Consider the following 25,364-nt stretch of genomic DNA (forward strand, 5'->3'; position numbering starts at 1 on the left):
ATTTAAAAAAAATTTTCATTTAATATTTTTTTACCTATTGGTATATTAAAAAACACCGGGTGTTTTTTTTTAACTTTTGGGGGCGGCTTAACCCCCCCCCCAACGGTAACTGGAGGTCAGGCCGTGGCTTCGCCACCTATTGGCCCTGAGGTGTTCTGTTGCAGCCACTGACGGACATAACCCACCAGATCGCCAATGCAGTCATCCTTCATGCCATGATTTTTCAGCTCGTTGTCCAGGGCAAACAGATACTGCGCATTGGTGCCCAACGGGCCGCTGGCGCTGGCGATCAGCGGGGCGATCACCTGATGGCTGGTATCCGCTTCAAATAACGGATGCTGCGGGTTCATGACAAACACCAGGGCGGTCACTACGCTGCCGTCGTCCAGCGTCAGGTCACACCAGGCTGGCAGATAGCAACCGGTGATCATCTCGCGCTTCCACAGCAATTCCAGCTCTTCGCGCAGTTTATCTTCCGGCAGGCGGAAGGCCAGACCGGTGGTTTGCCCCCCTTCCTGCAGAGCCAGCATGCGCCCTGGCTGATGCAGCGTGCCCCGCCCGGCGGTCAAACGCAGGCAAAATGCCCGGTGCCAACCTTGGAGCGTCGCCGGGCGCACCTCTTCAGATTCAAATACCGGGTTCCACATCAGTGAACCATAGCCAAAAACCCATACTGGGCTATTGTCCGGCCGCCGGGAGAGCGTACATGTCAGTGAGGCCGAGCGCTGTTCCGGTGTCAGCAACAGCGACTCTTCGATCGTGCCGAATGCCGTTTTGCAGTCTGCTTTTTGCAGAAAATCTCGAGTTAACACCTAATACAACCTCCTGGGAATAGGATTGCCCTAAACCCTTCGCCACTGTGTATGCAATTTCTTTTTTGGATGTGGGGGCGTGTTTATTTCCACCGCCCCGATGCATTTATGACCATATTCTTTTCTGATAGCCTAATCAAGTTTCCAAGCATATTTAATGTGAAAAAGTATTTGTACTCAGCAGCAATAATATTACTAGCTGTAAAACTTTACCCTTCACCTGCGTTTTGTTAACAGAGAGCGGCATTTTAACCGCAAAAAAATACAATCCGAGCGGATGGCGCCGCTTGACCTGATGTGCCATGCCAGCCAGCAAACGATTCTCATTATCAGATGGCATGATATACTGCCCCGCAGAATGATAAAGGAGAGTCCCGTGACAATCGAAACCCCACGCAACCGCGCCCCCTATTTGATCGAAGTTGCCCGTTTACGCGACATCACACCGCATCTGCGGCGCATCACCTTCAGCGCGCCCGATCTGCGTTATTACCCGGCCGAAGCCGCCGCCGCACATATCAAGGTATTCTTGCCGCTCGCTGGGCAAACGCAGCCAGACCTGCCCACGCTCACCGATAAGGGCCCGGTATGGGCCGCCGACGCGGTACGCCCGCTTGTTCGCACCTACTCTATTCGTGCCGTCCGTCCGCAACAGGGTGAGATTGATATTGAGTTTGCCCTGCACGACCACAGCGGGCCAGCGGTAAACTTTGCGCGTCAGGCCAAGCCGGGGGATAAAATTGGTATCAGCAACCCTGGCGGCCCCAAGCCAATGCTGCCAGAGGCCGACTTTTACTGCCTGGCTGGCGATCCTTCTTCGTTACCGGCCATCGCTGCACTGCTGGAAAACTTGCCAGCACATAGCGAAGGCCACGCCTTTATCCGTGTCGATACCCCTGCGGACGTTATCGATCTGCAAAAACCTGCCGGTGTTGAACTAAGCTGGATCATTGGCGGTACGGAGAAAACGGCCGATCTCATCACGCAATTCTGCGCCTTGCCACTGCCGCAAAGCGGTACCCAGTTCTGGCTAGCTGGTGAGGATCGCCTGGTGGTCGAACTGCGCCGTTATCTGCGCCGTGAGCGGCAATGTGACCGTAATCAGCTTTATGCCGTGCCTTACTGGCGTGAAGGGTTAAATGAAGAGGGTTACCACCAGAAAAGGCACGATATCATGGATAACATTGACTCCTGATTGCCATTATCTGCCTTATTTTGCGTGAAAAACGCCGGTTAAAACCCATTTATAGGCGTTTAACAAGGAATGTCTGGATTTTTACGTAAAAGTAAGTAAATAAAACCGCATCCGATGCGGTTTTTTTGCTACTCTTGTCACATAAAGCAAAGTTTTGCTTTCAAAAAACTAGACACAACATCACATTATTACTCGGCGTCATACGCAGAGTGTATCCTATTATTATTAACAACTTTCTGGATACGCTGACCCTTACTGCAGGTGAACAGCGATGACAGGCCACGCAGTTTGAGAAGGAGATGTACCGTAATGAAGTCGCACAACGATCCTGGCCGATCAAAATCTCGCCACACAGAGTATTCCCTGATTTTCCCTATCGCCGCGTTGGTTGTGCTCAACCTGTGGAGCGGTACCAGCAGTTTCCCACTGATCGTGGCCATCAACATTATTGCCCTGGTAGGTATCCTCAGCAGTGCTTTCAGCGTGGTACGCCATGCCGACGTACTGGCCCACCGCCTGGGTGAACCCTACGGCTCGTTGATCCTCAGCCTGTCGGTAGTGATCCTGGAAGTGAGCCTTATTTCGGCCCTGATGGCAACCGGCGACGCGGCCCCGGCCCTGATGCGTGACACACTGTATTCAATCATCATGATTGTGACTGCCGGACTGGTTGGGGTTGCCCTGCTGCTCGGCGGGCGCAAGTTTGCTACCCAGTACGTTAACCTTGGCGGTATCAAACAGTACCTGATGGCAATTTTGCCGCTGGCGGTGATCGTGCTGGTGTTGCCAAGCGCCTTGCCTGGGGGCAACTTCAGCGTGGGCCAGTCACTGCTGGTTGCGGCCATCTCAGCGGCGATGTACGGCGTATTCCTGCTGATCCAGACCAAAACCCACCAGAGCCTGTTTGTTTATGAACACGAAGATGACGATGGCGACCCGCACCACGGCAAACCCTCATCACACAGCAGCCTGTGGCATGCCGCCTGGTTGATCGTGCATCTGGTCGCGGTAATTGCCGTCACCAAATTCAACGCCAACCCACTTGAAGGCTTGCTCACCAAGCTGAACGCGCCAACCCAGTTCACCGGTTTCCTGGTTGCGTTGCTGATCCTGTCCCCGGAAGGGTTGGGTGCTCTGCGCGCGGTGTTGAACAATCAGGTGCAGCGCGCCATGAACCTGTTCTTCGGCTCGGTGCTGGCGACCATTTCACTGACGGTGCCAGCGGTAACGATTATTGCCACCCTGACCGGGCAGACGCTGATCTTCGGCCTGCAGGCACCGCATATGGTGGTAATGCTGACCGTGTTGGTGCTGTGCCATATCTCGTTTTCTACCGGCAGAACCAACGTGCTGAACGGCACCGCGCACCTGGCGCTGTTTGCCGCTTATATGATGACGATATTCGCCTGATAGCGGAAGGTTACAAAACATCACCGGGGCGCAGTGATTGCGCCCCGGTCTATTTAAAGCGCAAAGAAAATCAATCCAGCAATCCCGCCAAACAGCAACCATTTAATCAGGTAATACCCCGTCTTGTTCCAGGCTTTTAATCGCTTGCCAACCTTACGCACGGCATAGATATATTTGAACAGCCGATTGACGCCGCCGGTACGATCGCCCTCTTCATTCGGTGCCGTGGCGGCACTCATCAAGTTACGCCCCAGCCAGTGATTCACCGCCTGCGCCCAACGGTAACGCATCGGCCGCTCAATGTCGCAAAACAGGATCAGGCGGTTCTCCCCGCTCTGGTTTTCGGCATAGTGCAAATAGGTTTCATCGAACATCACCCCTTCACCATCGCGCCAACTGTAACGTTCACCATCCACTTCGATAAAGCAGCGGTCATCATTCGGGGTGATCAGCCCCAGGTGATAGCGCAACGAACCGGCATAAGGATCTCGGTGGCGCGGCAAGCGGCTGCCATGGGGTAATTCGGCAAACATTGCGGCCTTCACGGAAGGCAGGCTGCGTAACAGTGCGGTGGTTTGCGGGCATAACGCCATTGCCGAAGGATGGTTATCCTCATACCACTTCAGGTAAAAGCGCTTCCATCCGGTTTTGAAGAAGGAGTTGAATCCGGCATCGTTGAACTTGTCCGACGCCTTGATTTGCTGGATCGCCATCAGCTTTTGCCCTTCCTCACGAACGGTCTGCCAGTTGTCACGCAGCGTAATAAGATCGGGGAACTGCTCCGGTTGCAGGTAAGGCGTAGTCGGCACCCGTGAAAACAGGTACATAAACACGTTCAGCGGTGCGGTAAAGGTGGAATGGTCGGAAAGCTGTCGCCAAAAAGGATAGCGAACACGGCCACGATAATGAATGTAAACTACACATAAAATAAATAAAATCAGAATGAAATATTTCATGACGACGTCAAAGCCCCAAAATCCAACCATCAATATGCCAAGCACGGCACACAACCCAACGATTCCCTTAGCTCCGTTAAGATCGGTTTTAACGGCTGGAAAGCACCAATAATTAACGTTATTGAAACCAAAATTCTATACAAAAAGCCGCAAAAATTTACACAAAGCTTAAACGAGAATGGGATTTACGCTAGGGAAGGATCGATTGTTTTCGCAGAGTCAGATTGGGCGGAGCAAAAGTACCTACGGGGGAGAGATACCGGATTGTCGGTCAGGCAATCGAGATCCCCCTCACCCCAACCCTCTCCCGCAGGGCGAGGGAGCGGAACCAGAGACCGTGGTCAGATATAGGAGGCAATCTTGTAGCTTACTCACAAAGAGAACTGATACGGGGCTGCAATCCGGTATAGGAAGCAATCTGAGTCTGCTGACAAACCGTCACCGGGCTTACCACGTAGGGGCGCTGCTGCGCCCGTTCGGATAATCAAAGGGTTAGCAAGGATTGACACAGTTTGATTTCTACAAATTCTGCAGCATTGTCACTTTGTCATCAATCTGAATCTGTGGCTTATTCACCAAGGAAAGTTATGCAGTGTTTTAATCCGGTAAAGAGGCCCATTGGTAGCACGGCCAGTTCCCTCTCCCTTTGGGAGAGGGCTAGGGTGAGGGGACGCGCTGCAGCCACTACCCCACCCTTTTCTGGCGAATCACTCAGCGTTGCAAAAGGCAGTCGTTGCTTGTACCGGGGCGGTAAAACTCCCCACCAGCAGCATAGCGCCCAGTAACCAGGTTTTCCCTATACTAGGGCAACAACGCTGAATATCATCCATAATATTCTCTCTTAGTGATCCTGGGGTTTATGGTGCTTAAATTGGCCGCAATAGCGCAGCTTTATTGGTATCATTTCATGCACTGTTGCTCACCAGCGCACCCTAGTTTCTACTACCTATACAAAGAGTTAGTGATGGATATTGTATTTAAACGCCTTAGTGATATCGATAGAGACGAAATTATTGCCCTAAACACCAACCCATTAGTGTTACGCCAAATGCCCTTGGGAGATTCGAGCTTCGACGATGCTGAATGTCTGGAATGGGTAACAAGCAAAGAATCTCAATGGGATGAATACGGCTATGGGCCCTGGGCTTTTACAGTAAGTGGCAAGTTTGTCGGCTGGGGAGGCTTGCAATACGAAAACGGAGATGCTGACTTGGCTTTAGTGCTCCACCCTGACTATTGGGGGCTCGGGAAAAAAATCTATGACAAAATTTTAGCTTATGCTTTCAATGAGCTAGGGCTCAAGTCAATCACCATCCTGCAGCCCCCAACACGATTGAAAATTAAAGCAATATTTCGTCTGGGATTTCAGTTTGATGGTGACATTGAATATGACGGCGTTCATTTTATTCGCTATCGATTACACTCCCCTAAACGGTAAAATCCACACTGGCGGACAATACGCTAATGGTGGCACAGCAAGCCTTTGGCTGAAGGTTAGAGTGAGGGGACGATCGCCGAAGCCAATGCCCCTTTGTCTGGCGAATCACTCAGCCTGCACCGCAGGCCAGCACCTCTGGCTTCACTGTCATCATCATGCCACTTTCGCAAACTGATCGAGTCATGGTTCAGAAGATTCCCTCAATAGACATTGTCTGCCCAGATGCTATAGCCTGAGGTTCCTGCTGCATGATGCTTCCAGGTAACACTTTGATACTTTACCGACACCGACTCATAGGGTTGAGCATCATTATGGGTTAGCGAATTAGGATAATGGCTAGAAAAACCAACGATTGTCGCACCCGTGATTTCTATGGAGTAATACAATTCTAAAGTGCCATCAGCCGCTGTTCGATAAAAATCAAAACGAAGCGTCAGCAACTCATTGTTGGTTATTGCGATACCAAACAGAGGTGATGACTTATCAATCGCTTTGACAAAATCGATAGGCTGATGGTTTACATGCTGTTCGCGTGTAAGGTCATGATCAAATGAAAAGATAGGGATTTCATCTTCATGGCCGACTTGATACCTATTCCCTATCGAGGCATATGTCGAGCATCCAGCAGAAATCAAACCCTGCGTACGTCCTTTTGCTGATAAATAAATCAGATTTGCCATATTGGTTTCCTTAAAGTGAATATTGCATCATTGACAACTGCTCAAGCAATTCTAATTACACAGAGTTACGACTTAATTATCGTACTCAGTAAACGTCAATATTAAGCATGGCTCACTACTTCCAAGATGTCTCTTTTCGAGAGTGAAATATTCATCGCCATTCTTAGGAAGCGGTTCTCCAAACTTATATTGTGGCTCGAAAGGTATTCCTGTCTTATTGACATATGAGACTAACCGTTGGTAACCTTCGTCAACATTACTCAGTCCACAAACATACATTGAACTGCGATTTGGTTCTGTTAGATCACTAGGGCCATACTCAAAATAATAGTTTTTCGATAACCTAGGTGCATCCCTGACCTCTTTGTGCGTCAGAAGATAATACTTAAAAAAATCTTTCTCAGTGTATGTAACTTGAGGCATAGTGAGCAACCACCCAAAATAAAAAACAACAGATAATACCGTAATGATAAAAATCAGCATTGTTTTCATTTAAGTCCCATCCCTAAAAAAACGTTGGCATCAATCGTGTTTATTACAAGATCATTCTCATATGAAGAGAATGGTTTGATAGAAGACAGATAGGATGGAAGCCTCTTTTTATATGGATAAGCGTTGTTGGGAAACCGCTCCGGGTCAGGAAAGATAATCGCCTTTAGCTCATTGTTTTTATACCGCCCAACAGGACCATAATAGTCCCATATCATCTGTGCGTATTCCTTTGACTTTGGTCGAATGAGTGCCATGTAGTTACGAGGAAGAACCACTGAGTAAAAACCCAAAAGGTTTGATACCAGATCTTCACAGCTATAACCGCTGTCCGTTAAGCGTGAAAACAAAGCGTTCGATTGCAGCCCTTCAAATTTTAGCGAAACGTAAAACATCATGGAAAGAGCGATGGATCGTTTAGTTTCTATCGACAACCCTTTCTTTACTTTCCATTGTGCACGCACACCAGAGCGAACACTTACTCCAGCATATGTTTTCCCCATAGCTTGGGAGTAGTTAACCAAAAAATACCCCTTTAGTAAGGGATTAGCTGGCTCACTAAGTAACTGCCCCCATAGCGCCCTGGCATCATCCCCCATAGCATGCCATAGATCAATCCAACCGAGATGCTCGGTATAGATTAATCTGTTATTTTTTATATCGTCCCTTGCTGTCATCTCCCCTAACTCCTGTCAGGCCCCTTATTAATATCAGTATTACTATATATTAATAATTATGTCCATACACTAAAACTCGCCACCCATACACAATTGGTCAAATCCCATTAAAAACAATTAATTAAATAAAATTAGTGTAATATAACTTCGTTATTGATTAAATAATTAAACTTGCAATCATTAATGCATAATATTTATTGCTTAGTTGACCTAACTTACGAGTTCAAAAACACCGCATCCTAGCCCGCACAGGGCATTGGCGAGCCGTCACTGGTACTGAAACCTTTCGGCTAACCGCTAACCGATTTACATTAAACGCAGCATTTAAGTCAGTACCTAGAGTACGCACCCGCTGTTGCGCATACTGATTGCATCATATAGGCCACTGATGCGGCCAAGGGCACTACCGACGTGGAAGCGCTGTACGAGACCATGAGTAACTCAAAGGGATTGGGTAATTTTAAGAACCTGTTTTTCTATGCACCGAACGGAAAGCCCGACGGGATTAAAATCGTGCCGCTTAGTGAAGTGGCTACCAAAGACGATTTCTTTAGCATCAAGAAAGTCAGCGCGGCTGACCTGATGGACGCCCACCGTATCCACTATCAGCTGATGGGGGGTAAGCCGGAAAACGTCGGGTCAACTGGCGACGTAGAGAAAGCGGCAAAGGTCTTTGTGCGCAACGAACTGACACCGCACCAGGAGCGCATTAAGGAGGTTAATGACTGGCTTGGTATTGAGGTCATCCGGTTTAAAAAATACCGTTTCGAAAACGACGACGAGTAACCCTACAGCCGCTAATTTAGGTGTATTAGTCGCGAGTTGACCGGACACGGCTACGGCACAGAGCCAAATCCAATCTGATAGGCAGCTCTGTGCCAGGAGCGGACATATGGTCTGGACTTACATAGGTCTGGAAGGTCCAGGTCGAGTCTACTTATGCAGTCTATTATATTACGAAATTTAGCCCCTTTTAGTAGGGGAATCATATACAAAGAAAAATCCAGTAGGTAAATGCTTGTTGACTTTGATTCTCTGTCACGTTATAGAGGAATGAAAGCCGATAAAATTTTATAAAGGAAGCTGGCTCATGTTACCGCAGGATAGTCTTCAGCAGGAAGTTATTGAATCTGTAAAAAAATCACTCACCTTTGATATATTGTATCAAAGAATAAGACCAGATATATCCAAGTTTATCGCTGTCACCTCAAAGCTGCCCTTAAAAAGCCTCGATGACTGGGAACGTTTAATTCGAGCAGAGATTTTCTATTCACTTCGACAATACAGTCAGAAACAAAGTGGCAATGAGTTCCACCAGGTCGGGTCACTAAGATGGATGGACATATGTAACGCCGATGGTTTCCGACGGGAAATAGCATTAAGGACACTATCAGGTGGGGCGCCAAATAGTTTTTTATTAGCTTTAGTTGTACGAAAACTAAATGACTGGGTTCCGCAGGTAAGAGCTGCAGCGTGTGATGCCCTGCCATTAATTGCTGAAGCATCTGACCCTGAGTTTATTGTTGATGTCTTGTTTATAACACTCCCCTACTGGGATTCTTGGGGGAGAATGGGAGATATCGGGAAAGAAGCGCTTATGAAAGTTATTTTAATGGAGAAAGTAACTAAGGCATTAAAAAAGCGCCTTCTAATATCCTCTTCGGGTCCTGTCGCTACAATATTTGTGCAAGCTGGGCGCACGGCAGCTTTAGACAACTTTTTAGCTGAGATTGCAGAAACATCAGTTCAACCCTCCCTGCGGGCAAAAGCGTATCGTTGTCAGTTTGAAAGTAAATTTGTTTGGGCTGAGGGGCTGACATGGCAGTGGGTTGACAAAGTACACGGCATAAGGCGACGCCTTCCTGTTTTAAAAGAACGAATAATATCTACTACAACTCCCTTTATTGAGAACTTGAGGATGGCGACAACCGACCGTTCCCCTATGGTTCGGCGTATAGCTGGTGAAATGCTTATAAAAGAATTGGATAATATTGGTGATGAAGCATTTAAACTGGCAAATATACTGGCTTCTGACACATCTCAATCAGTAGCAGAACGTGGGAGATATGCATTGACCGACTTAGAAAAGCGCAATTGACCATTCAATTTTAAAATATATGTAACCGTGTTGATTGTATCGCTTGAGCGCCTTCCGGCAAAGTACACATATAAACTCGGCAGCGTTCTGAGCCAGTTTATTTTGTAAGACATTCTTCTGTCCGTTATTCGATCTTAGCCGGCCAAGATTCCTCGCAGAGGTTTATGTGCCGAAGTGACGTTAGTAAAGATAGTCATAAGGGAGTTAGGGCTAAATAGTCAAACGGACAAGCAATTCGAGTGAATTAATTAAGAGGTAGAGTGGTTTAATGAATTATCCACACGTTAAGAGCGAGATGAAACTACCAATAGCCCAAGCCAGTCATAAGAAGCCAGGTAGCAAAACCGATCATCACGGTACCTCCGACGATATACAGAAAAACGTTAACATAAAATCCGAAGTCTCCACGGTAATAGTAATCTTTTATAGGGGAACCTTTTCTCGTTTCAATAATAACACCTGTCTGGAACCCTCTGATACCATGCAGTAACATCCAGATCGCAGCAGCATACATAACGAACACAAGAGCAATCGTTTTTAATTCCATGTTAACCCTCCGTCATTCCGTTAGCTATTATAGCTGGTTGCGGGTAGCCAATACCATTGGAAATAGTCAATTGAATGACCAATCTAGGAACACTGGAATAGCTCAGTAAAGAGTAACGTTAACGTCCGCTCCTCGCTCAAAGCTGCCCGTCAATTTGGGTTGCTTAATCCCAGTGTTTTGTAGAAAACGACCAAATAATTTGCGAAAAGGTAGTCAAGTAAAATGCGAATGGGTGAATGCGAATACCCATAAACTACGCCACATAGGACGTTATGTTGAATCCACTGCGGAATATGTCGCCGGGCGACAGACACAAAAAAGCCCCCGAAGGGGGCTGAATGGGTTTTCACCTGAGGGCCGAAACCGGCCGCCTTGCGGCAGCTCCCTATGCGACATGATAGGTAACATCACAAAAAAAGTATGTTACCTACCAACGCCTTAATGCGGCAGAATCGACTCAGCTCCACTGAATGGGATATTTTAGCCAGTAAATCACTGATTAAAACTTCGTTGTTAGCTTATTTAATGGCCGCACCTCTGGCGCGTCATTAAGACTCACCATCCTGACTCGCCAAACAGGCGGGGACGACAAAACTGAAACAACTGCCGTACGGTGTGTTGTTTTGCGCTTTAAGCGTCCCCCGATGCCGCTCTATGATGGAATGGCTGATGGTCAGACCCATTCCCATTCCCTGTACTTTTGTGGTGTAAAACGAGTCAAAAACGCGCTGACCTATGTCAGGCGCCAACCCGGTTCCATTATCCGTAATGCGTAATTCCACGGAACTCTCATCAGGATTAAGGGTTGAAATTTTCAGTGTACGTGTGCGATCGGTCACTTCAGCCATGGCTTCAATTGCGTTAATAACAAGATTAATCAACACCTGTTGGATTTGAACACTGTCACCAAAGATAAAGCTGTGGGCAGCCTTCAAATCGTAATCAACGGCCACCTGTCTTTGTTCAATTTCGCTACGCGAAAGCGTCATGATATGGCGCACCAGAAAATGCAAATCGATACGGCAGAAGACAGGTTCTTGTTTGCGTGTCAGGGTCTGGAGACTACGAATAATTTCCCCTGCACGCTGCCCTTCGGCAACAATCTCTTCTAACCCGACGCGAATATTGTCATACCGTATCGGGTCATGATTTAACCATCGCAGACTGGCTCCGGCATTGGAAACTATCGACATCAGCGGTTGATTAATTTCGTGAGCAATAGAAGAGGTTAACTGGCCAACCGTGGTGGCTCGGGAGACTCGCGCCAGCTCTGCCTGCGCAACCCTGACGGCGTCTTCTGCTTGCCTCTGAGTCGTGATGTCGGTGATGGTGCCGTAATATTCATAAATTTCAGTGCCCACACCGGCTGGGCTACCGATGCCTAAAATGTAGCGCACATTGCCCTCGGCATTGATAATGCGAAATTCTGCTTTCAGGGTTAACCCGTCGCGCACACCGTCAATCACTACATCGCTGATGCGGTCATAATCATCCGGATGAATAAAAGTAAAAAACTCCGCCATGGAGATCATTTTAAGTGTCTCCGGCAGACCGAGAATGCGGGCGTACTCTTCGGACATAAACATCAAATCTTGTTCCAGTTCCCAGCGCCAGCTTCCGGTGTGGCTTATCTGTTCTCCCAGCATGAGCGATGTCTGGCTTGCCCTGAGCTCTTTCTCAACCCGCCTGCGCTGAATATTTTCCTCAAGCAATTCGGCATAAAGCCGCGCCGTTTCGAGCGCAACGGCCGCATGGGCACCGAGCAGATTGACGACTTTTGAATGATCCGCAGTAAAGACTTCAGGCATTAAGCGGTTTTCGAGGTACAACACGCCGACCAGTCGCGCCTGCTTAAACATCGGTACGCACAGTACGGCAGCGCCGGAAGTCACAAGGTAAGGGTCGTGTGAAAAAGGGCTGAACTCTTCGGGTTTCCCGGTACGTATTTCCTGACCTGTGCGGATAACGGCCGCCAGCACCGACAGTGGCATGTCGGCCGCCATCGGCATATCTTTCATGATTCGTACTTGTATCCCGTCACTACTGGTCTGCGCGCTGGCTTCAATTTCAGGAATATTGTTATCCAGAACGCGAATCAACAAGCCGCGCTGCGCACCCGCACGCTCCAGTAACATGGTCAAAAGTATTTCAATAAGCCGTTCAAGATTGATCTCTTCTGACAGTGCTCGTGAGGCTTTAATGACACTTTGTAAATCGCGAATTTCTTCGTTTTGGGCAAATGCGATGGTGTTATAAGGCGTTGCTTGAGCAGGTGAAACTAAATGAGGCCAGGTCTGCTTAAGCTGATTCACTTTGGCTTGTGCGCCAATGCGCCCCCAGGCCGCTATCGCCCCCCGCAAATGTGCATCTGCTGCTGTGTTGTAACCGCAACTGAGTGCGAAGCGCCCGGCAAGTTCATGGGCCAGCGCATTACAGGGATGAAACCCGGCTTCCCGGGAGAGTCGCACCGCTTTTTCGTACTGCTCCAGCGCAATGGTGTTCATGCCTTCAAGACGGACAATTTCTGCATACACCAGCGCTTCTTTATCGGCAAACGTTCCCGGGTTGATGCGCGCCCAGAGGGCAATTTTGTGGTAATGGATTTCCAGCTTACGCCGGTCCTGCGCGCTAAATGTTTCAGGTGTCAGTTGAACGGTTAACGTTAACGCGCTGTAGAGATGTAAATCCAGCAAATGGATGTGCCCCGGTGCTGACCACGCAAAAGATTGAGCGTGTTCCAGCGCGTCCTGCGCCTGCGAATATTCGCCCGCTGTAAAATACGTCATGCCCCGGTAGAGCCAGAACCAAAAAATCAGGGTGGACATGTGCAGCGGTGCTTGCTCTGGAAAACCCGGCAACAGTGAGTCAGGCAGTGCGTTGGCGCTATCCCAGGTTGTGGAGGGTAATTTGCGTAAGTGCTCAACGTAATGCCGCTGAACCAACAAAATGCGCTCCACATCCTGGAAGTCGGTTTTTCTCACGAAGGCCAGCCCACGTTCGATGCTGGTCAGCACGTTATCGAGATGCTCGCCCTGGCTTAAAAAGTTAATCACCTGATGGCAGATAGCAAAGGAGGCGACCGTCAAATCACCGTGCGTGACGGCGGACGTAAAGCAAGCTTTAGCGCATTCGGTGGTGTAAGAAAGGGGTTGGGTCCAGACGCTGACTTGATCAAGGGGCAGCAACGTTTTTGCTTCATAAGTGCTATAGCCGTGGTGTTCAACCAAATCACGCGCCAGCACAGCATAGTTGAAACCAGGCTGATACTCCGCATAACGTTCGCTAATCAGTACGCCAAACCAACCCATGGCCAACGTTGAGGCGCCGGTAATACCCCGCTCCAGTGTCAAATGCAGCATCTGGCAAAGTAGCATGAAGTGCAGATTCGGACTGTTGAAGCTGGCGAACACGCTGGCGCTGGCAAGCAGATTCATTATGGCTTCGGTTTGGCCGTCCGTCATTTCTGGCAACTGATGAAACAGCACGGCAGGATTTTCACCCATACGGTCTTTAAGTGCTTGCCAGACCACATCACATTCTGCCAAATCGGGATTTGGAGTCAGCGCAATACCGGAAACGCGTAGCCAGCATAAGGTGGTTTCCAGCGCCAGGCGGAGATCAGACTGACGCATATGAATCTCCGCCAGCAGGTTTGCCGCGGTGATTTTTTCGGTAAGCCCACCGTGGGAACCCAGCAACCGGTCGCATAAACGCTTTGCGTTGACCAGATTTCCAAGTAAAAACTCGCACTCGGCTTCTTCGAGATTTAATCGAAGGTCGGGGGTGTTTTCGGGCATATTACCGTGTCCTGAGAGTGCCCGTGCGGTCTGTAAATATCTCAGTGCCGAGAGGTAATCACCACTACGTTTTGCTCGCTGGGCCGCCAGCATACTCAGTTCCCTGAACATATTGCGTTGTTCTGCCGGCTGGACGCACTCAATGGCGGCCGAGACGTGGTGAATGGCGCGGAATAACACTTCATTGCCTGCCATCTGCCGTGACGCTTCAGCCAGAAGGTTTGCTGTAGTGATATGCACATAATCTTTTTGGGCGACATCCAGCAAGGCGAAAGCGGCTTCTTGTACGCGATCGTGGGTAAACGCCCAGCTGTCCCTGGAAAGGGTTACCAGTTGTGCGGTAACCGCGGGATGCAACTGATAGCGGATATCGGCATCGGAAATGCACAGCACCTGGCTGATTGTGGCCAGTTCGCCCCGGCTACCCAGGCAGGCGAGGCTACCGAGTAAGGTGCGAGTCATTTCCGGCATTTTTCCGAGTTGTTGGAGGACCAGACTCACCACGTTTTCAGTGTAATGGCGTTCCTGAATAGCGGATAAATCATAGTGCCACTTACCCTGGTATTTGTTATGTGTTACCAAGCCATCTTCAACAATACGTTTAAAAAACTCATTTAAAAACAGTGGATTTCCGCCGGTTTTGCCATGTATTAGTTTGGCCAGATCGGTAATGTCTGTGGTGCGTTGTTGAAATACCTCTGCCAACCACCGGGTGACGTCTTTAACGGAAAGCGGTGTCGGGATAATTTCGATATTCCTTTGTGCGGCGTTATGCAGGAGGGCGAGGGTCTGTATCAGGGAGGTGTTGTCTTTCGCCTCGGGTTCACGCTGGGCCACCACCATCAGCAGTGGCTGTGTACGGCTGTTTTTCAGTAGCGACTCCAGCACCTGGAGACTGGCAGCATCGATCCATTGAATATCATCAATCAGCAACACCAGTGGACAACCCGGCATGGCAAAGGTAGTGACCAGGGCGGATATCATGTGATTAAAGCGCGCTCTGGCATCGGTTGAAATCGAATTGGGTATGTGGCGGGAACTATGCTCCAGTAACAGCCCTAATTCAGGTACAAAACTCACAGCCAGGCGTTCGTAACCTTCCAGTGCGCGTGACAGACGAGCTTTCCAGATGGACACTTCTTCGCCAGGCGATCCCAGCAACGTGAGGGTCAGCGCCCGGAAAGCCGTGGTTACCCTGGCTGGTCCATCGCCGAGGGGCAGTTTGGCTGGTTACTCCTGATTATCTTCACCACGCTTGCGATAACCGGGCCGGGTAAATGGTGCATCGGGGCAGGCAAACAGCGGGAATGGCGCCATGGCATCGGTCAATGAAGTTCACCACGTTACCGCCGAAGCATTAAAAGAGGCGACCACGACCAGCGGGTCACCCTGGCAGCCCCTGAGTCAGCGTGTGTTCCGCATGTTATGGATTGCGACCGTCGTCTCGAACATCGGTTCATGGATGAACGATGTTGCCATGAACTGGACCATGCTGACGCTCAGTGCTGACCCACTGTCAGTCGCCATGATCCAGGCCGCCAGCAGCCTGCCGATGTTTTTGTTTGCCCTACCGTCAGGCGTGATGGCGGATATTGTCGACCGCCGCAAATATCTGCTTTTTTCGCAGGTGTGGACGTTACTGGCGGCGTGCGGGTTGACCGTGCTTTCGCTGACCGGGCATGTGACGCCTGGCGTGCTGCTGGTCGTCGCTTTTCTGATGAGCACCGGTGCGGCAATGAGTTCCCCGCCGTTCCAGGCCATCGTACCGGACCTGGTTCGCAAACAGGATTTAGGGGCGGCAATAGCCCTTAATTCACTGGGGATTAATATCAGTCGCGCCATTGGGCCGGCATTGGGCGGGCTGATCCTCTCTTTTGCCGGCGCGTGGGTGGTGTTTGCGCTCAATGCGGTTTCCGTGCTGGGGGTTGCCTGGGTGTTATACCGATGGAAAACAGAGCCTTCCGTGCAGCGCCTGCCACCGGAGCATTTTTTCTCTGCCGTGCGTGCCGGGGGGCGTTATGTCCATGCCGCCCCTGTTCTACGCAACGTGCTGGCCCGTACGGTCGCTTTTTTCCTGTTTGCCAGCGCGGCCTGGTCTTTACTGCCGTTAGTGGCCCGGCGTGAGCTCGGTTTAGGGCCCGGTGGTTACGGAATTATGCTGGCCTGTATTGGCGTGGGGGCCATTTTTGGCGCGGTGACGCTGCCGCGCTTGCGTAAACATCTCAATCCCGACCGTTTAATGGTGCTGGCGAGCCTGATGTTTGCTGTAGCGATGCTGGCTCTCGCGCTTGTGCGGCACTTCTGGCTGTTGAGCGTCTTCGAATTTATGACGGGTTTTTCCTGGATAGCAGTGCTGACGACGCTCAATCTCGGCGCCCAGCGCAGTGCGGCGAAATGGGTGAAAGCGCGGGCACTCGCGATTTACCTGACTGTTTTCTTCGGTTCGATGACCGCAGGCAGCGCGTTGTGGGGGCAACTGGCATCGCATTATGGCATCGCCGTTTCGCTGAGTGTGGCGACCCTTGGCATGCTGTTGGGTTGTACGGCTGTGTTCCGCTGGCGGCTGGATAAAGACCCTGATCTGAACCTGGATGCCAGCGTAGAGAATCACATTGCCCCTGAGATTGACGTGCATCACAGCCGTGGTCCGGTGATGGTGAGCTACGAATATCTGATTAAGGCTGAGGATGCACACGCATTTACCGTCTGTATGCAGGATATGCGGCGCGTCAGGCGACGCGGTGGCGCACTGAACTGGTCGGTTTATGAAGACATTCTTAAACCCGGAATTTTTGTCGAAACATTTTTGCTCGGTTCCTGGGTTGAACATCTGCGACAGGAAGAACGTTACACCATGAATGACCGAAAAATAGAACACCGTGTTCAGCAATATCATCAGGGGGAATCCCGCCCCGAGGTCCGTTATCTGGTGGTTCCGGTTTAACCGTGTCTGCCTCAATATCTTTCCCAACACACAATATCTTTCCCAACACACAATGCAGAGGTCTACGATGAGTACAATCAGCACAAAAGATGGCACGCAGATTTATTACAAAGACTGGGGTAAAGGAAAGCCCGTGTTGTTCAGCCACGGCTGGCCACTGGATGCGGATATGTGGGACAGCCAGTTGAATTTCCTGGCTGAGCGAGGATATCGTGCCATTGCTTTTGACCGTCGCGGATTTGGCCGCTCAGACCAACCCTGGACAGGTTATGACTACGACACTTTCGCCTCAGACATTAACGACCTGATCACCCAACTCGACTTGCAGGAAGTCACGTTAGTGGGCTTCTCGATGGGTGGCGGTGATGTGGCACGTTATATCGGGCGCTACGGCAGCGAGCGTGTTGCAGCCCTGGTACTGTTGGGCGCTGTCACACCTGTCTTTGGTAAAAGTGCGACTAACCCAGACGGTGTTGATCTCTCTGTATTTGAGGGGATCCGCGAGGGATTACGTCAGGATCGCGCTCAGTTTATCAGCGATTTTGCACCAGCATTCTATGGCACTAATGTAGGGCAGACGGTATCAGAGGGCGTATTCACTCAGACTCTAAACATTGCGCTACTGGCTTCACTGAAAGGAACAATTGATTGCGTCACGGCGTTCTCTGAAACCGACTTCCGTGAAGATCTGGCAAAAATTGACGTCCCGACACTGGTTATTCATGGTAGCAACGACCAGATAGTACCGCTTGATACCACGGGCAAAGCGGCGGCTGAATTGATCCGCGGTGCGGTACTCAAAGTCTATGACGATGCGCCGCACGGTTTTGCCGTTACCCATCAGAGCCAATTGAACGACGATTTATTAGCGTTTTTGCAAGCGCGCTAAGTTAATCCCTGGTGCAGGGACCCATGGGTCTCTGCATATCAACAAGAATGATGATTTATCAGGATGTTTTGACTTTATTCAAATTCAGGCGCTCGGCATGGCGAACCAAATCGGCGAGTGAGCGTACCTGCATTTTATCCATGACTCTGCGTCGATGAACCTTCACGGTGATTTCACTGACTCTCAGTTCCGCAGCAATTTGCTTATTGAGCAGTCCTTTAATCGTCAATGCCAACACTTCCTGTTCACGCGGCGTGAGTGTCTTATGACGCTGCTTAAGGTTGTGATATTCACGAAGTTCGTCAGCGTTTTCTGAGGCCAGTGTCAGTGCGTTTTCAACGGCCCTGAGCAGCTCCTCGGCTTTAACCGGTTTGGTTAAGAACTCATATGCACCGGCTTTCATGGCCTGTACCGACATAGGAATGGTGCCGTAGCCTGTGAGGAAAATGATGGGCATTTCCGTGCCGCGTGTTTTCAGCGCGTCGGTAACTTCTAAACCGTCTTTGTCTGGCATTTTCATATCCAGAATGACGCAACCCGGTAAGTCAGGAAAGGGATAGGCCAGAAAAGAGTCAGCAGAATCGAACTCGATAGCGCTGTAACCGGCAGAGTTGAGTAGTCGAACAATCGATCGCCGTACTGAATGGTCATCATCAACAACATAAACGATGTGTTCCATAATTCCCTCTGTCACCCTGGTTTAAAAGAGCAGTTGTCGAAGTAATGCCAAAAATAAAAGGCAGGTATTTTACATGGACAATATCGTCGTAACATATTGAAAACAGTATAGTAACACCACTTCAATCATTACAAGTAATACTTAAGAATAATAGACATGCGGGGTCATGCTTCTTGCAAGAGGAGATTGTTGAGGCTCAGAGGTTGAACAAAGAAGGAAATAGGGAAAAAGTAACCATTGCCATTCATTGTTCCGCTACCCTGCCTCAGCGACAGCAAGCACAACCTCAAGGCAAGCACATCGTATCCACATAGTGTCCACACTTGAGTCGTTTTTAAGGGCTTACAGGTGCCTACAGATTGACTTAACAATTTGTTTTTTATGATATTCCACGTCGATTGGGGCATTAAAAAGGCCACCGAAGTGGCCTTTTGCAAGCTATCAGACAAATTAATCGTAAGCATTAAGCGTGCGCTGGCACAAGGCAGAGCGCACACAGTCCTGTTTGTCGAAACGAATAATGCCGACCATCTCGTCCTCTTCGAAGCGTTCCAGCGCGTCGCTAAGGCCGGATTTCACCCCGCGTGGCAAATCGCACTGGGTAATATCGCCGTTCACGATCACCGTGACGTTCTCACCCAGGCGGGTCAAAAACATCTTCATCTGGCTGGCCGTTACGTTCTGGGCCTCGTCCAGGATCACTACCGCATTTTCGAAGGTACGCCCACGCATATAGGCGAAAGGCGCGATCTCTACCTTGCCAATTTCCGGGCGCAGGCAGTATTGCAAAAACGACGATCCTAAACGGCGTAACAGAATGTCATACACCGGACGGAAATAAGGGGCGAACTTCTCAGAAATATCCCCCGGCAAAAAGCCGAGATCTTCATCCGCCTGCAGAACCGGACGAGTCACGATAATCCGATCCACCTCTTTATGTATCAGGGCTTCAGCTGCCTTGGCTGCACTGATGAAGGTTTTACCGCAACCGGCCTCACCAGTGGCAAATATCAACAGCTTGTTTTCTATGGCTGATAAGTAATGACCTTGAGCTTCGGTTCTAGCCTCGATGGTAGAAGTATCCCGGCTGTCACGAGCCATGCCGATAGATTCTACACCACCCATTTGTACCAGCGAGGTCACGCTTTCTTCTTCACGCTGGCGATGACTACGAGCGTCACGACGAATGACGCGTTTGGCTTCACGACGTGCTTTGATCACTGCTTTCTGTCTTCCCATAGTGGCACCTTACAGTTTGTTTCACCTACCGCAACGGCAGTACAAAACCGAGCGATTATGTTACACACGTATCAGGTTGTGGCCCCCTTTAAAGCCATTGAATGACGTGAACACCTAGCCGCCAACGGGCGCGGCTCTTTTTCACAGAACAACGAGATTGGTAAAAAACAGGAGTGTGTGTCAGCCGGATTAATGCGAAAGGAAAGCCAAGAGTCGGTCAGAAATTGAGAGTCGTAGAGAGCGCCCTCGTTACAACGAGAAATCAGGAAAGGTATGTTATTTGTTGTTTGTAGCCCAACCAAGGACTTTACCATTAGCGATCCCCGCAGTGATATTTTTACCCGTCGTCTTTCAAGTTTCAGCGTTGTTAACTGCACTTATTCACCCCAGTCACTTACTAAAGTAAGCTCCTGGGGATGAATAAGCTTGTTGCCTAGCTGCAACTTGAAATCCATAGGCTAAACAGCATTGAGCCGTGCACCGTGTGAAAACTACCGCCAGATGATTACAGTATAATGACATTCAACCGCGCTGCGTTGCTAAAATGTAAAAAATTTAATATTTTTTGTTTTAACCCGCTGCAACACCACTATATCAAAGCGTAAATCACTTGGCATTAAATTATTTTATTGTTAAATATCAATGCATTGATATTAATTCCGCTGAATGACATTTAGGTTTCCAGATTAAAAATTGAGCGCATAAAAAAAGCGCAGTCTTTGCGCTGCGCTTCTCTGTCCTACTAACAACTTTAGCTTCTCAGGCCTGTAGCAAGCCGCTGGCCAAATAATCACCACCCGTCTTGACGCCCGGTAACACAAAGAAATAGCCGCCGCCGATAGGCTTGACGTATTCCTCCAGCGCTTCACCGTTCAACCGTTTCTGCACCGTCAGGAAGCCCTGCTCCAAGTCAGCCTGGTAACAGACAAACAGCAGGCCCATCTCCAGTTGCCCCGAGTTGGAAACGCCCAGCGAATAACTGTAACCACGGCGCAGCATCAGGCTGCTCTGGGTTTGCGGCGTACGCGGGTTGGCCAACCGAATATGGGCATCCATACGGATCAGCTTACCTTCCGGGTCTTTGGCATAGTCCGGTTCGTCATGCTCGTGCTTCATCCCCAACGGCGCACCGCTGTGTTTTTCACGGCCAAAGATGGTTTGCTGCTCCTGCAACGGCGTCCGATCCCAAAATTCGACGTGGAAACGAATGATACGCGTGGCCTGATAGCTACCGCCAACGGCCCAGGCAGGTTCCCCCGCTTTATCACCGGTCCACACCACCTGATCCATCAACGGCTTATCGCTGGTTTTTGGGTTAGCGGTGCCGTCTTTGAAGCCCAGCAGGTTAATCGGCGTCTCTTTGCCCCGGCTGCGGGCCGAGTGAGCCGAGATAAAACCTTCCCGCTTCCAGCGCACGCTGAGCAAGTCTGGCGAATGCTTGATGATATCGCGCAGCGCGTGGATCACCGTTTCATTGGTATTGGCACAGATTTGCAGCAGCAGATCACCATGACACAGGGCAGCATCAAGTGAATCGTTGGGGAAACGCGTCATGGTTTGCAGATGCAACGGCTTATGCGCCTGCAAACCAAAGCGCTCATCAAACAGGGAGGTGCCAACGGAAACGGTGATAGTCAGGTTATCGGGGTAGATCTCCGGCCCCATGATGCCCGAATCCAAGGGTGGCAACTTGGGATCGACCTCCGGTGCTTTACCGCCGCTGGTGAGGAACGCGATGCGGCTAGTCAACAAACGAAATAGCCGTTCGAGATCCTGCTTGTTGGTCGCCAGCACGTCGAAAGCCACCAGCATCATGGCCGCCTGCTGCGGCGTCAGGATGCCGGACTGATGCTGACCGTAGAACGGTTGTTTTTGCCAGCGTTCGTCCTGCGAGGTAGCCAGCGGCTCTTCTGCGGCCCGGGCCAGGGATGGCCCCGCCAATGCCAGAGCACCGCCCATCATGCCCAAACCTTGCAACAGCCGCCTGCGCGAAGGCGAAGCGGCCTGATCATCTTGAGGAAACGGCCCGTTATGCGGGCCGGTCTTGTAGTTCATTATGCTCAGCCTTAATCCAGACCCAGCACGCCACGCAGCTGTGACAGGTCTTCTGCCAGCGTGGTGATCGGCCCTTTCATCGCATTACGATCCGCGGTGGTCAGCTTCTCGTAAGACTCATAACCCTCTGGGGTCTTGTATTTAGCCAGAATGGTATCGACGGTTTTAAAGTTGGCGTCGATCTTCGCCAGCAGTGGCTGGTTGGCCTTTTCCAACAGCGGGCGCAGCAGGTTGACAATCTTCTGTGCGCCATCGACGTTGGCCTGGAAATCCCACAGGTCGGTACGGCTATAGCGATCCTCTTCACCGCTGATCTTGCTGGCCGCCACTTCTTCGATCAGGCCAGCAGCACCGCCCACCACTTTACTTGGCGGGAAGGTCAGTTCACCGATGCGTTTTTGCAATTCCAGCGTGTCTTTATACAGACCATCGGCGTACTCATTCATGCCCTTGGTGGTGTTGTCGGCAAACAACGCTTTCTCCAGACGGTGGAAGCCGGTGAATTTTGGATCTTCGGCTTTTTTCTCATAGTCGTCTTCACGGGCGTCGATGCTGCCGTCCAGATCGGAGAACAGCTCGGCAATCGGTTCAATACGCTCGTAGTGCTGACGGGTTGGCGCATAAAGCTTGCGGGCCTGGGCCACATCACCGGCTTTGATCGCATCGGTGAACAGCTTGGTCTGCTTGACCAACCCTTCAACTTCCTTGGTGACATAGACTTTATATTCGGCAATCGGGCCAACCAGATCCATCACATTTGGTTTGCCGTCGGTTACCGCCCCTGCCGCAGTGACAATCAACTTACCTTTCGGGTTGCTCAGCAGCCCGCAGGTCATGTCGTATTCGCCCGGCTCCAGGTTCGCCGTCATTTTCTGGGTGAAACCTGGCGCGATATTTTCGCGTTCTTCCACCACCATCACACCTTTGAGGATTTCCCACTCCAGGTTCTTCTGGCTGGTGTTATGCACCACAAACTGGGTTTTACCGGCAGGCAGGGTCAACTGCATCGGCTCACACTGTTTGTCGTTAACGGTCACCTTAACTTGAGGGATATCCGCCGCCAGCGCGTTGAGGCTCAGCGCGAAAGTAGGAACGGCCAGTAATGCGGCATGCAGTGCCTTGCGGCGAAATAACGGAGTAGACATACGGAGTTCCCTATTAAATTAGTGAGGTGTCTTGCCTTGCGCCGGGATCGTTGAGGACTCGGAACGCGGTGGCAGGAAAAAGAAAATCAGAGCAGGGATCAGATACAGGAAATAGACCGCCACTTCGCTGACCGAAGGCGCTTCCTGATAGCCGAACATTCCCTCTAACAGGGTGCCCAGCAGTGAATGCGTAGATAGCTGGTTGCTGAAGTCGAACGCGATATCCTGGAAGTGGTTCCACAATCCAGCCTCGTGGAAGGCACGGATCGCCCCAGCGGCCAGGCCCGCAGCCACGAACAGAATAAACAGGCTGGTCCATTTGAAGAATTTAGCCAGATGCAGTTTGATGCCGCCCCAATAGATCAGCATGCCAATCACGATGGCACACGCCAGGCCGAGCATCGCACCGATTGGGGCGGCAATGCCCACATCCTGCTGAAACGCGGCCAACAGAAAGAATACGGACTCCAGTCCTTCACGGGCAACGGCAAAAAACACCATCGCCACCAACGCCCAGCCTTGCCTTTTGCCAGAGCTGAGGGCGTTATCGATCGCCCCTTCAAGATGCACCTTCACCGAGCGGGAAACCTTGCGCATCCAGAACACCATATAGGTCAGGATGCACACTGCCACCACCGCCACCAGCCCTTCGAACAGCTCTTGCTGTTTTTGTGGAAACTCGCCGGTGGTTTCATTGATGAAGATACCTAGCGCCAGGCACAGAACCACAGCGACGATCACCCCAATCCATACCACCCCAAGCCATTGACCGCGTTGAGTCCGCTTCAGATAGCTGGCGATCAAACTGACGATCAGCGCAGCCTCCAGCCCCTCACGGAACATGATAAGGAAAGGAACAAACATAGAATATTAACCCCTGAAAAGGCACTTGTAGTCAGCCGCTGGCGCTGAGTTTACCCGGCTGCGGCAATGTAAAGAAAAGTAAACCAGAACGATAGTGATTATCATTCTACTGAAAAGAAAAACAAGAGGCGCAAGTGTGATTTTTATTAATCAAATGTCGCTAGTTGTTACAGCTTGGTGAGCGTAGTGAGGAGGAAAGCAGATCTCTCCCCGATTGCCGGGGAGAGATTAAGGCGGATTTAGACCGTTTTGAACTCGGCCTCTGCCAGATCAAAACGCTTGGTGATGGTTGCCGAAGGCTGGCGACCCATCAGGCTAACCACCACGATGGCGATACAGCCAAACACAAAGCCAGGAATGATTTCATACAGATCCAGCCAGGCGTAATGCTTCCAGACGATCACGGTGATCGCCCCCACCAGCATACCGGCCAGCGCGCCGTTACGGGTCATACGCGACCACATTACCGAAATCAGCACCACCGGGCCAAATGCGGCACCAAAACCGGCCCAGGCATAGCTTACCAGACCCAGCACGCGGTTTTCCGGGTTAGCCGCCAGGGCAATCGCCACCAACGCCACCACCAGCACCATCGCACGCCCTACCCATACCAGCTCACGCTGGCTGGCTCCTTTACGCAAGAAAGCTTTGTACAGGTCTTCGGTAATCGCACTGGAACAGACCAGCAGTTGACAGCTCAAGGTGCTCATCACCGCCGCCAGAATGGCCGACAGCAGGATCCCGGCAATCCATGGGTTAAACAGCAACATGGCCAGTTCGATAAACACCCGCTCGCCGTTTTGCGTCACATTGCCCGCTTGATCCGGGTTATTGGCAAAGTAGGCGATGCCGAAGAAGCCAACCGCGATGGTCCCCGCCAGGCAGAGGATCATCCAGGTCATACTGATGCGGCGAGCGCTACGGATGGTGCGGTGGGAATCTGCCGCCATAAAGCGCGCCAGAATATGCGGCTGACCAAAGTAGCCCAGGCCCCAGCCCAGCAACGACAGGATCGCCACCAGATTCAGCCCTTTCATCATATCCAGATTGGCCGGGTTTTTAGCCGCGATCACCAGCATCGAACTGTCGATACCGCCCACGGCGAAGATGACGATCACTGGCGTGAGGATCAGCGCAAAAATCATCAGGCTGGCCTGCACGGTATCGGTCCAACTGACCGCCAGGAACCCGCCGATAAAGGTATATAGGATGGTGGCGGCGGCCCCGGCCCACAGCGCGGTGGCGTAAGTCATGCCGAAGGTGCTTTCAAACAGGCGCGCACCGGCCACAATGCCGGAAGCACAATAGATGGTGAAGAACACCAGGATGACGATGGCGGAAATCACCCGCAGCAGTTTGCTGTTATCCTCAAAACGGCTGGTGAAGTAATCCGGCAGCGTCAAGGCGTTGTTGTTGGCTTCGGTATGGACGCGTAACCGCCCTGCCACCA

At 50.7% G+C, this 25,364-nt stretch carries 22 protein-coding genes, 1 tRNA gene and 5 pseudogenes; 11 read left to right on the forward strand and 17 right to left on the reverse strand.

The genetic code is table 11. From position 1 onward, the window contains the following. Nucleotides 1–116: 116 nt before the first annotated feature. Entirely contained in the window at nt 117–812 is a 696-nt protein-coding gene (locus ACLQ7H_RS26445) for a gamma-glutamylcyclotransferase (protein WP_261444985.1), read from the reverse strand. 358 nt (nt 813–1,170) lie between these two features. Here ACLQ7H_RS26445 and ACLQ7H_RS26450 point away from each other — a divergent pair, with 358 nt between their 5' ends. Both ACLQ7H_RS26450 and chaA read left to right on the forward strand, forming a co-directional pair. After that, complete coding sequence (locus ACLQ7H_RS26450; protein ID WP_411755237.1) at nt 1,171–2,007, forward strand: siderophore-interacting protein; 837 nt, start codon at nt 1,171–1,173, stop codon at nt 2,005–2,007. Nucleotides 2,008–2,316: 309 nt separating this feature from the next. Continuing rightward, nucleotides 2,317–3,417, forward strand: a complete 1,101-nt coding sequence (gene chaA / locus ACLQ7H_RS26455; RefSeq protein ID WP_411755238.1) for a sodium-potassium/proton antiporter ChaA — start codon at nt 2,317–2,319, stop codon at nt 3,415–3,417. Nucleotides 3,418–3,470: 53 nt separating this feature from the next. Here chaA and lpxO read toward each other — a convergent pair whose 3' ends face one another. Continuing rightward, nucleotides 3,471–4,373, reverse strand: coding sequence for a lipid A hydroxylase LpxO (gene lpxO / locus ACLQ7H_RS26460; protein ID WP_411755239.1), 903 nt, complete (start codon nt 4,371–4,373; stop codon nt 3,471–3,473). 964 nt (nt 4,374–5,337) lie between these two features. On the opposite strand from lpxO, the gene ACLQ7H_RS26465 reads away from it, so the two are divergent. Continuing rightward, nucleotides 5,338–5,811, forward strand: a complete 474-nt coding sequence (locus tag ACLQ7H_RS26465) for a GNAT family N-acetyltransferase (RefSeq protein WP_411755240.1) — start codon at nt 5,338–5,340, stop codon at nt 5,809–5,811. Between the two features lie 200 nt (nt 5,812–6,011). Here the strand turns inward: ACLQ7H_RS26465 and ACLQ7H_RS26470 are convergent, their stop codons facing one another. The 3 genes from ACLQ7H_RS26470 to ACLQ7H_RS26480 all read right to left on the reverse strand — a co-directional run bounded on the left by ACLQ7H_RS26470 (nt 6,012) and on the right by ACLQ7H_RS26480 (nt 7,657). Further along, nucleotides 6,012–6,491, reverse strand: a complete 480-nt coding sequence (locus tag ACLQ7H_RS26470) for an Hcp family type VI secretion system effector (protein ID WP_411755241.1) — start codon at nt 6,489–6,491, stop codon at nt 6,012–6,014. Nucleotides 6,492–6,563: 72 nt separating this feature from the next. Beyond that, nucleotides 6,564–6,983, reverse strand: coding sequence for a hypothetical protein (locus ACLQ7H_RS26475; RefSeq protein WP_411755242.1), 420 nt, complete (start codon nt 6,981–6,983; stop codon nt 6,564–6,566). Next, nucleotides 6,980–7,657 (reverse strand): hypothetical protein, encoded by a 678-nt coding sequence (locus ACLQ7H_RS26480; RefSeq protein WP_411755243.1) that lies wholly within the window; start codon nt 7,655–7,657, stop codon nt 6,980–6,982. Before ACLQ7H_RS26480 ends, ACLQ7H_RS26475 begins: the two co-directional genes overlap by 4 nt. Nucleotides 7,658–8,041: 384 nt before the next feature. On the opposite strand from ACLQ7H_RS26480, the pseudogene ACLQ7H_RS26485 reads away from it, so the two are divergent. Beyond that, nucleotides 8,042–8,443: pseudogene (locus tag ACLQ7H_RS26485) on the forward strand (Presumed portal vertex protein); the annotation flags it as partial. 304 nt (nt 8,444–8,747) lie between these two features. Next, the gene (locus ACLQ7H_RS26490; protein ID WP_411755244.1) at nt 8,748–9,755 is read left to right on the forward strand and encodes a hypothetical protein; all 1,008 of its coding nucleotides are present in this window, start codon (nt 8,748–8,750) and stop codon (nt 9,753–9,755) included. 301 nt (nt 9,756–10,056) lie between these two features. On the opposite strand, the gene ACLQ7H_RS26495 is transcribed toward ACLQ7H_RS26490, so the two are convergent. The 4 genes and pseudogenes from ACLQ7H_RS26495 to ACLQ7H_RS26510 all read right to left on the reverse strand — a co-directional run. Continuing rightward, nucleotides 10,057–10,302, reverse strand: a complete 246-nt coding sequence (locus ACLQ7H_RS26495) for a hypothetical protein (protein WP_411755245.1) — start codon at nt 10,300–10,302, stop codon at nt 10,057–10,059. A 548-nt stretch (nt 10,303–10,850) separates the two neighbouring features. Then, nucleotides 10,851–11,570: a sensor histidine kinase gene (locus ACLQ7H_RS26500; protein ID WP_281269757.1), complete on the reverse strand. Its 720-nt coding sequence runs from the start codon at nt 11,568–11,570 to the stop codon at nt 10,851–10,853. Beyond that, nucleotides 11,546–11,684 (reverse strand) — tRNA-OTHER (locus ACLQ7H_RS26505). Before ACLQ7H_RS26505 ends, ACLQ7H_RS26500 begins: the two co-directional genes overlap by 25 nt. Nucleotides 11,685–11,693: 9 nt before the next feature. After that, nucleotides 11,694–11,888 (reverse strand): annotated as a pseudogene (locus ACLQ7H_RS26510) (PAS domain-containing protein); the annotation flags it as partial. Here ACLQ7H_RS26510 and ACLQ7H_RS26515 point away from each other — a divergent pair. Further along, a complete protein-coding gene (locus tag ACLQ7H_RS26515) occupies nt 11,799–12,083 on the forward strand; it encodes a hypothetical protein (protein ID WP_411755246.1) in 285 nt (94 codons plus the stop codon). The pseudogene ACLQ7H_RS26510 and the gene ACLQ7H_RS26515 overlap by 90 nt on opposite strands. 12 nt (nt 12,084–12,095) lie before the next feature. On the opposite strand, the pseudogene ACLQ7H_RS26520 reads toward ACLQ7H_RS26515, so the two are convergent. Next, nucleotides 12,096–12,437 (reverse strand): annotated as a pseudogene (locus ACLQ7H_RS26520) (GAF domain-containing protein); the annotation flags it as partial. A 147-nt stretch (nt 12,438–12,584) separates the two neighbouring features. Here ACLQ7H_RS26520 and ACLQ7H_RS26525 point away from each other — a divergent pair. Next, nucleotides 12,585–12,962, forward strand: a complete 378-nt coding sequence (locus ACLQ7H_RS26525) for a hypothetical protein (protein WP_411755247.1) — start codon at nt 12,585–12,587, stop codon at nt 12,960–12,962. A 1,371-nt stretch (nt 12,963–14,333) separates the two neighbouring features. Continuing rightward, the gene (locus tag ACLQ7H_RS26530) at nt 14,334–14,549 is read left to right on the forward strand and encodes a hypothetical protein (protein WP_157968011.1); all 216 of its coding nucleotides are present in this window, start codon (nt 14,334–14,336) and stop codon (nt 14,547–14,549) included. 399 nt (nt 14,550–14,948) lie between these two features. On the opposite strand, the pseudogene ACLQ7H_RS26535 reads toward ACLQ7H_RS26530, so the two are convergent. Continuing rightward, a pseudogene (locus ACLQ7H_RS26535) lies at nt 14,949–15,320 on the reverse strand (AAA family ATPase); the annotation flags it as partial. Between ACLQ7H_RS26535 and ACLQ7H_RS26540 the strand changes: the two are divergent. From ACLQ7H_RS26540 to ACLQ7H_RS26550, 3 genes and pseudogenes are all read left to right on the forward strand, one after another. Then, nucleotides 15,291–15,431, forward strand: a pseudogene (locus tag ACLQ7H_RS26540) (LysR family transcriptional regulator); the annotation flags it as partial. The pseudogenes ACLQ7H_RS26535 and ACLQ7H_RS26540 sit on opposite strands and share 30 nt — an antisense overlap. Continuing rightward, on the forward strand, nt 15,415–17,043 hold the full coding sequence (locus tag ACLQ7H_RS26545) for an MFS transporter (protein ID WP_411755248.1): 1,629 nt from the start codon (nt 15,415–15,417) through the stop codon (nt 17,041–17,043). The pseudogene ACLQ7H_RS26540 and the gene ACLQ7H_RS26545, both read left to right, overlap by 17 nt. Before the next feature lie 67 nt (nt 17,044–17,110). Then, entirely contained in the window at nt 17,111–17,932 is an 822-nt protein-coding gene (locus ACLQ7H_RS26550; RefSeq protein ID WP_411755249.1) for an alpha/beta fold hydrolase, read from the forward strand. A 58-nt stretch (nt 17,933–17,990) separates the two neighbouring features. Here ACLQ7H_RS26550 and ACLQ7H_RS26555 read toward each other — a convergent pair whose 3' ends face one another. The 6 genes from ACLQ7H_RS26555 to putP all read right to left on the reverse strand — a co-directional run. Continuing rightward, a complete protein-coding gene (locus ACLQ7H_RS26555; RefSeq protein ID WP_411755250.1) occupies nt 17,991–18,611 on the reverse strand; it encodes a response regulator transcription factor in 621 nt (206 codons plus the stop codon). 450 nt (nt 18,612–19,061) lie between these two features. Next, complete coding sequence (gene phoH, locus ACLQ7H_RS26560; RefSeq protein WP_021180979.1) at nt 19,062–19,850, reverse strand: phosphate starvation-inducible protein PhoH; 789 nt, start codon at nt 19,848–19,850, stop codon at nt 19,062–19,064. 759 nt (nt 19,851–20,609) lie between these two features. Continuing rightward, nucleotides 20,610–21,905 carry an iron uptake transporter deferrochelatase/peroxidase subunit gene (gene efeB, locus ACLQ7H_RS26565; protein ID WP_411755251.1) on the reverse strand — a complete coding sequence of 432 codons (1,296 nt, stop codon included), beginning with the start codon at nt 21,903–21,905 and terminating at the stop codon, nt 20,610–20,612. Between the two features lie 11 nt (nt 21,906–21,916). Beyond that, nucleotides 21,917–23,050 carry an iron uptake system protein EfeO gene (gene efeO / locus ACLQ7H_RS26570; RefSeq protein WP_411755252.1) on the reverse strand — a complete coding sequence of 378 codons (1,134 nt, stop codon included), beginning with the start codon at nt 23,048–23,050 and terminating at the stop codon, nt 21,917–21,919. Nucleotides 23,051–23,068: 18 nt separating this feature from the next. Then, the gene (gene efeU, locus ACLQ7H_RS26575) at nt 23,069–23,914 is read right to left on the reverse strand and encodes an iron uptake transporter permease EfeU (RefSeq protein ID WP_411755253.1); all 846 of its coding nucleotides are present in this window, start codon (nt 23,912–23,914) and stop codon (nt 23,069–23,071) included. A 239-nt stretch (nt 23,915–24,153) separates the two neighbouring features. Then, on the reverse strand, nt 24,154–25,364 hold a 1,211-nt coding region (gene putP, locus ACLQ7H_RS26580), incomplete at its 5' end, for a sodium/proline symporter PutP (protein ID WP_411755254.1).

The organism is Serratia sp. (in: enterobacteria) (assembly GCF_046715635.1).
In the GTDB taxonomy this organism is placed as follows: Bacteria; Pseudomonadota; Gammaproteobacteria; order Enterobacterales; family Enterobacteriaceae; genus Chania.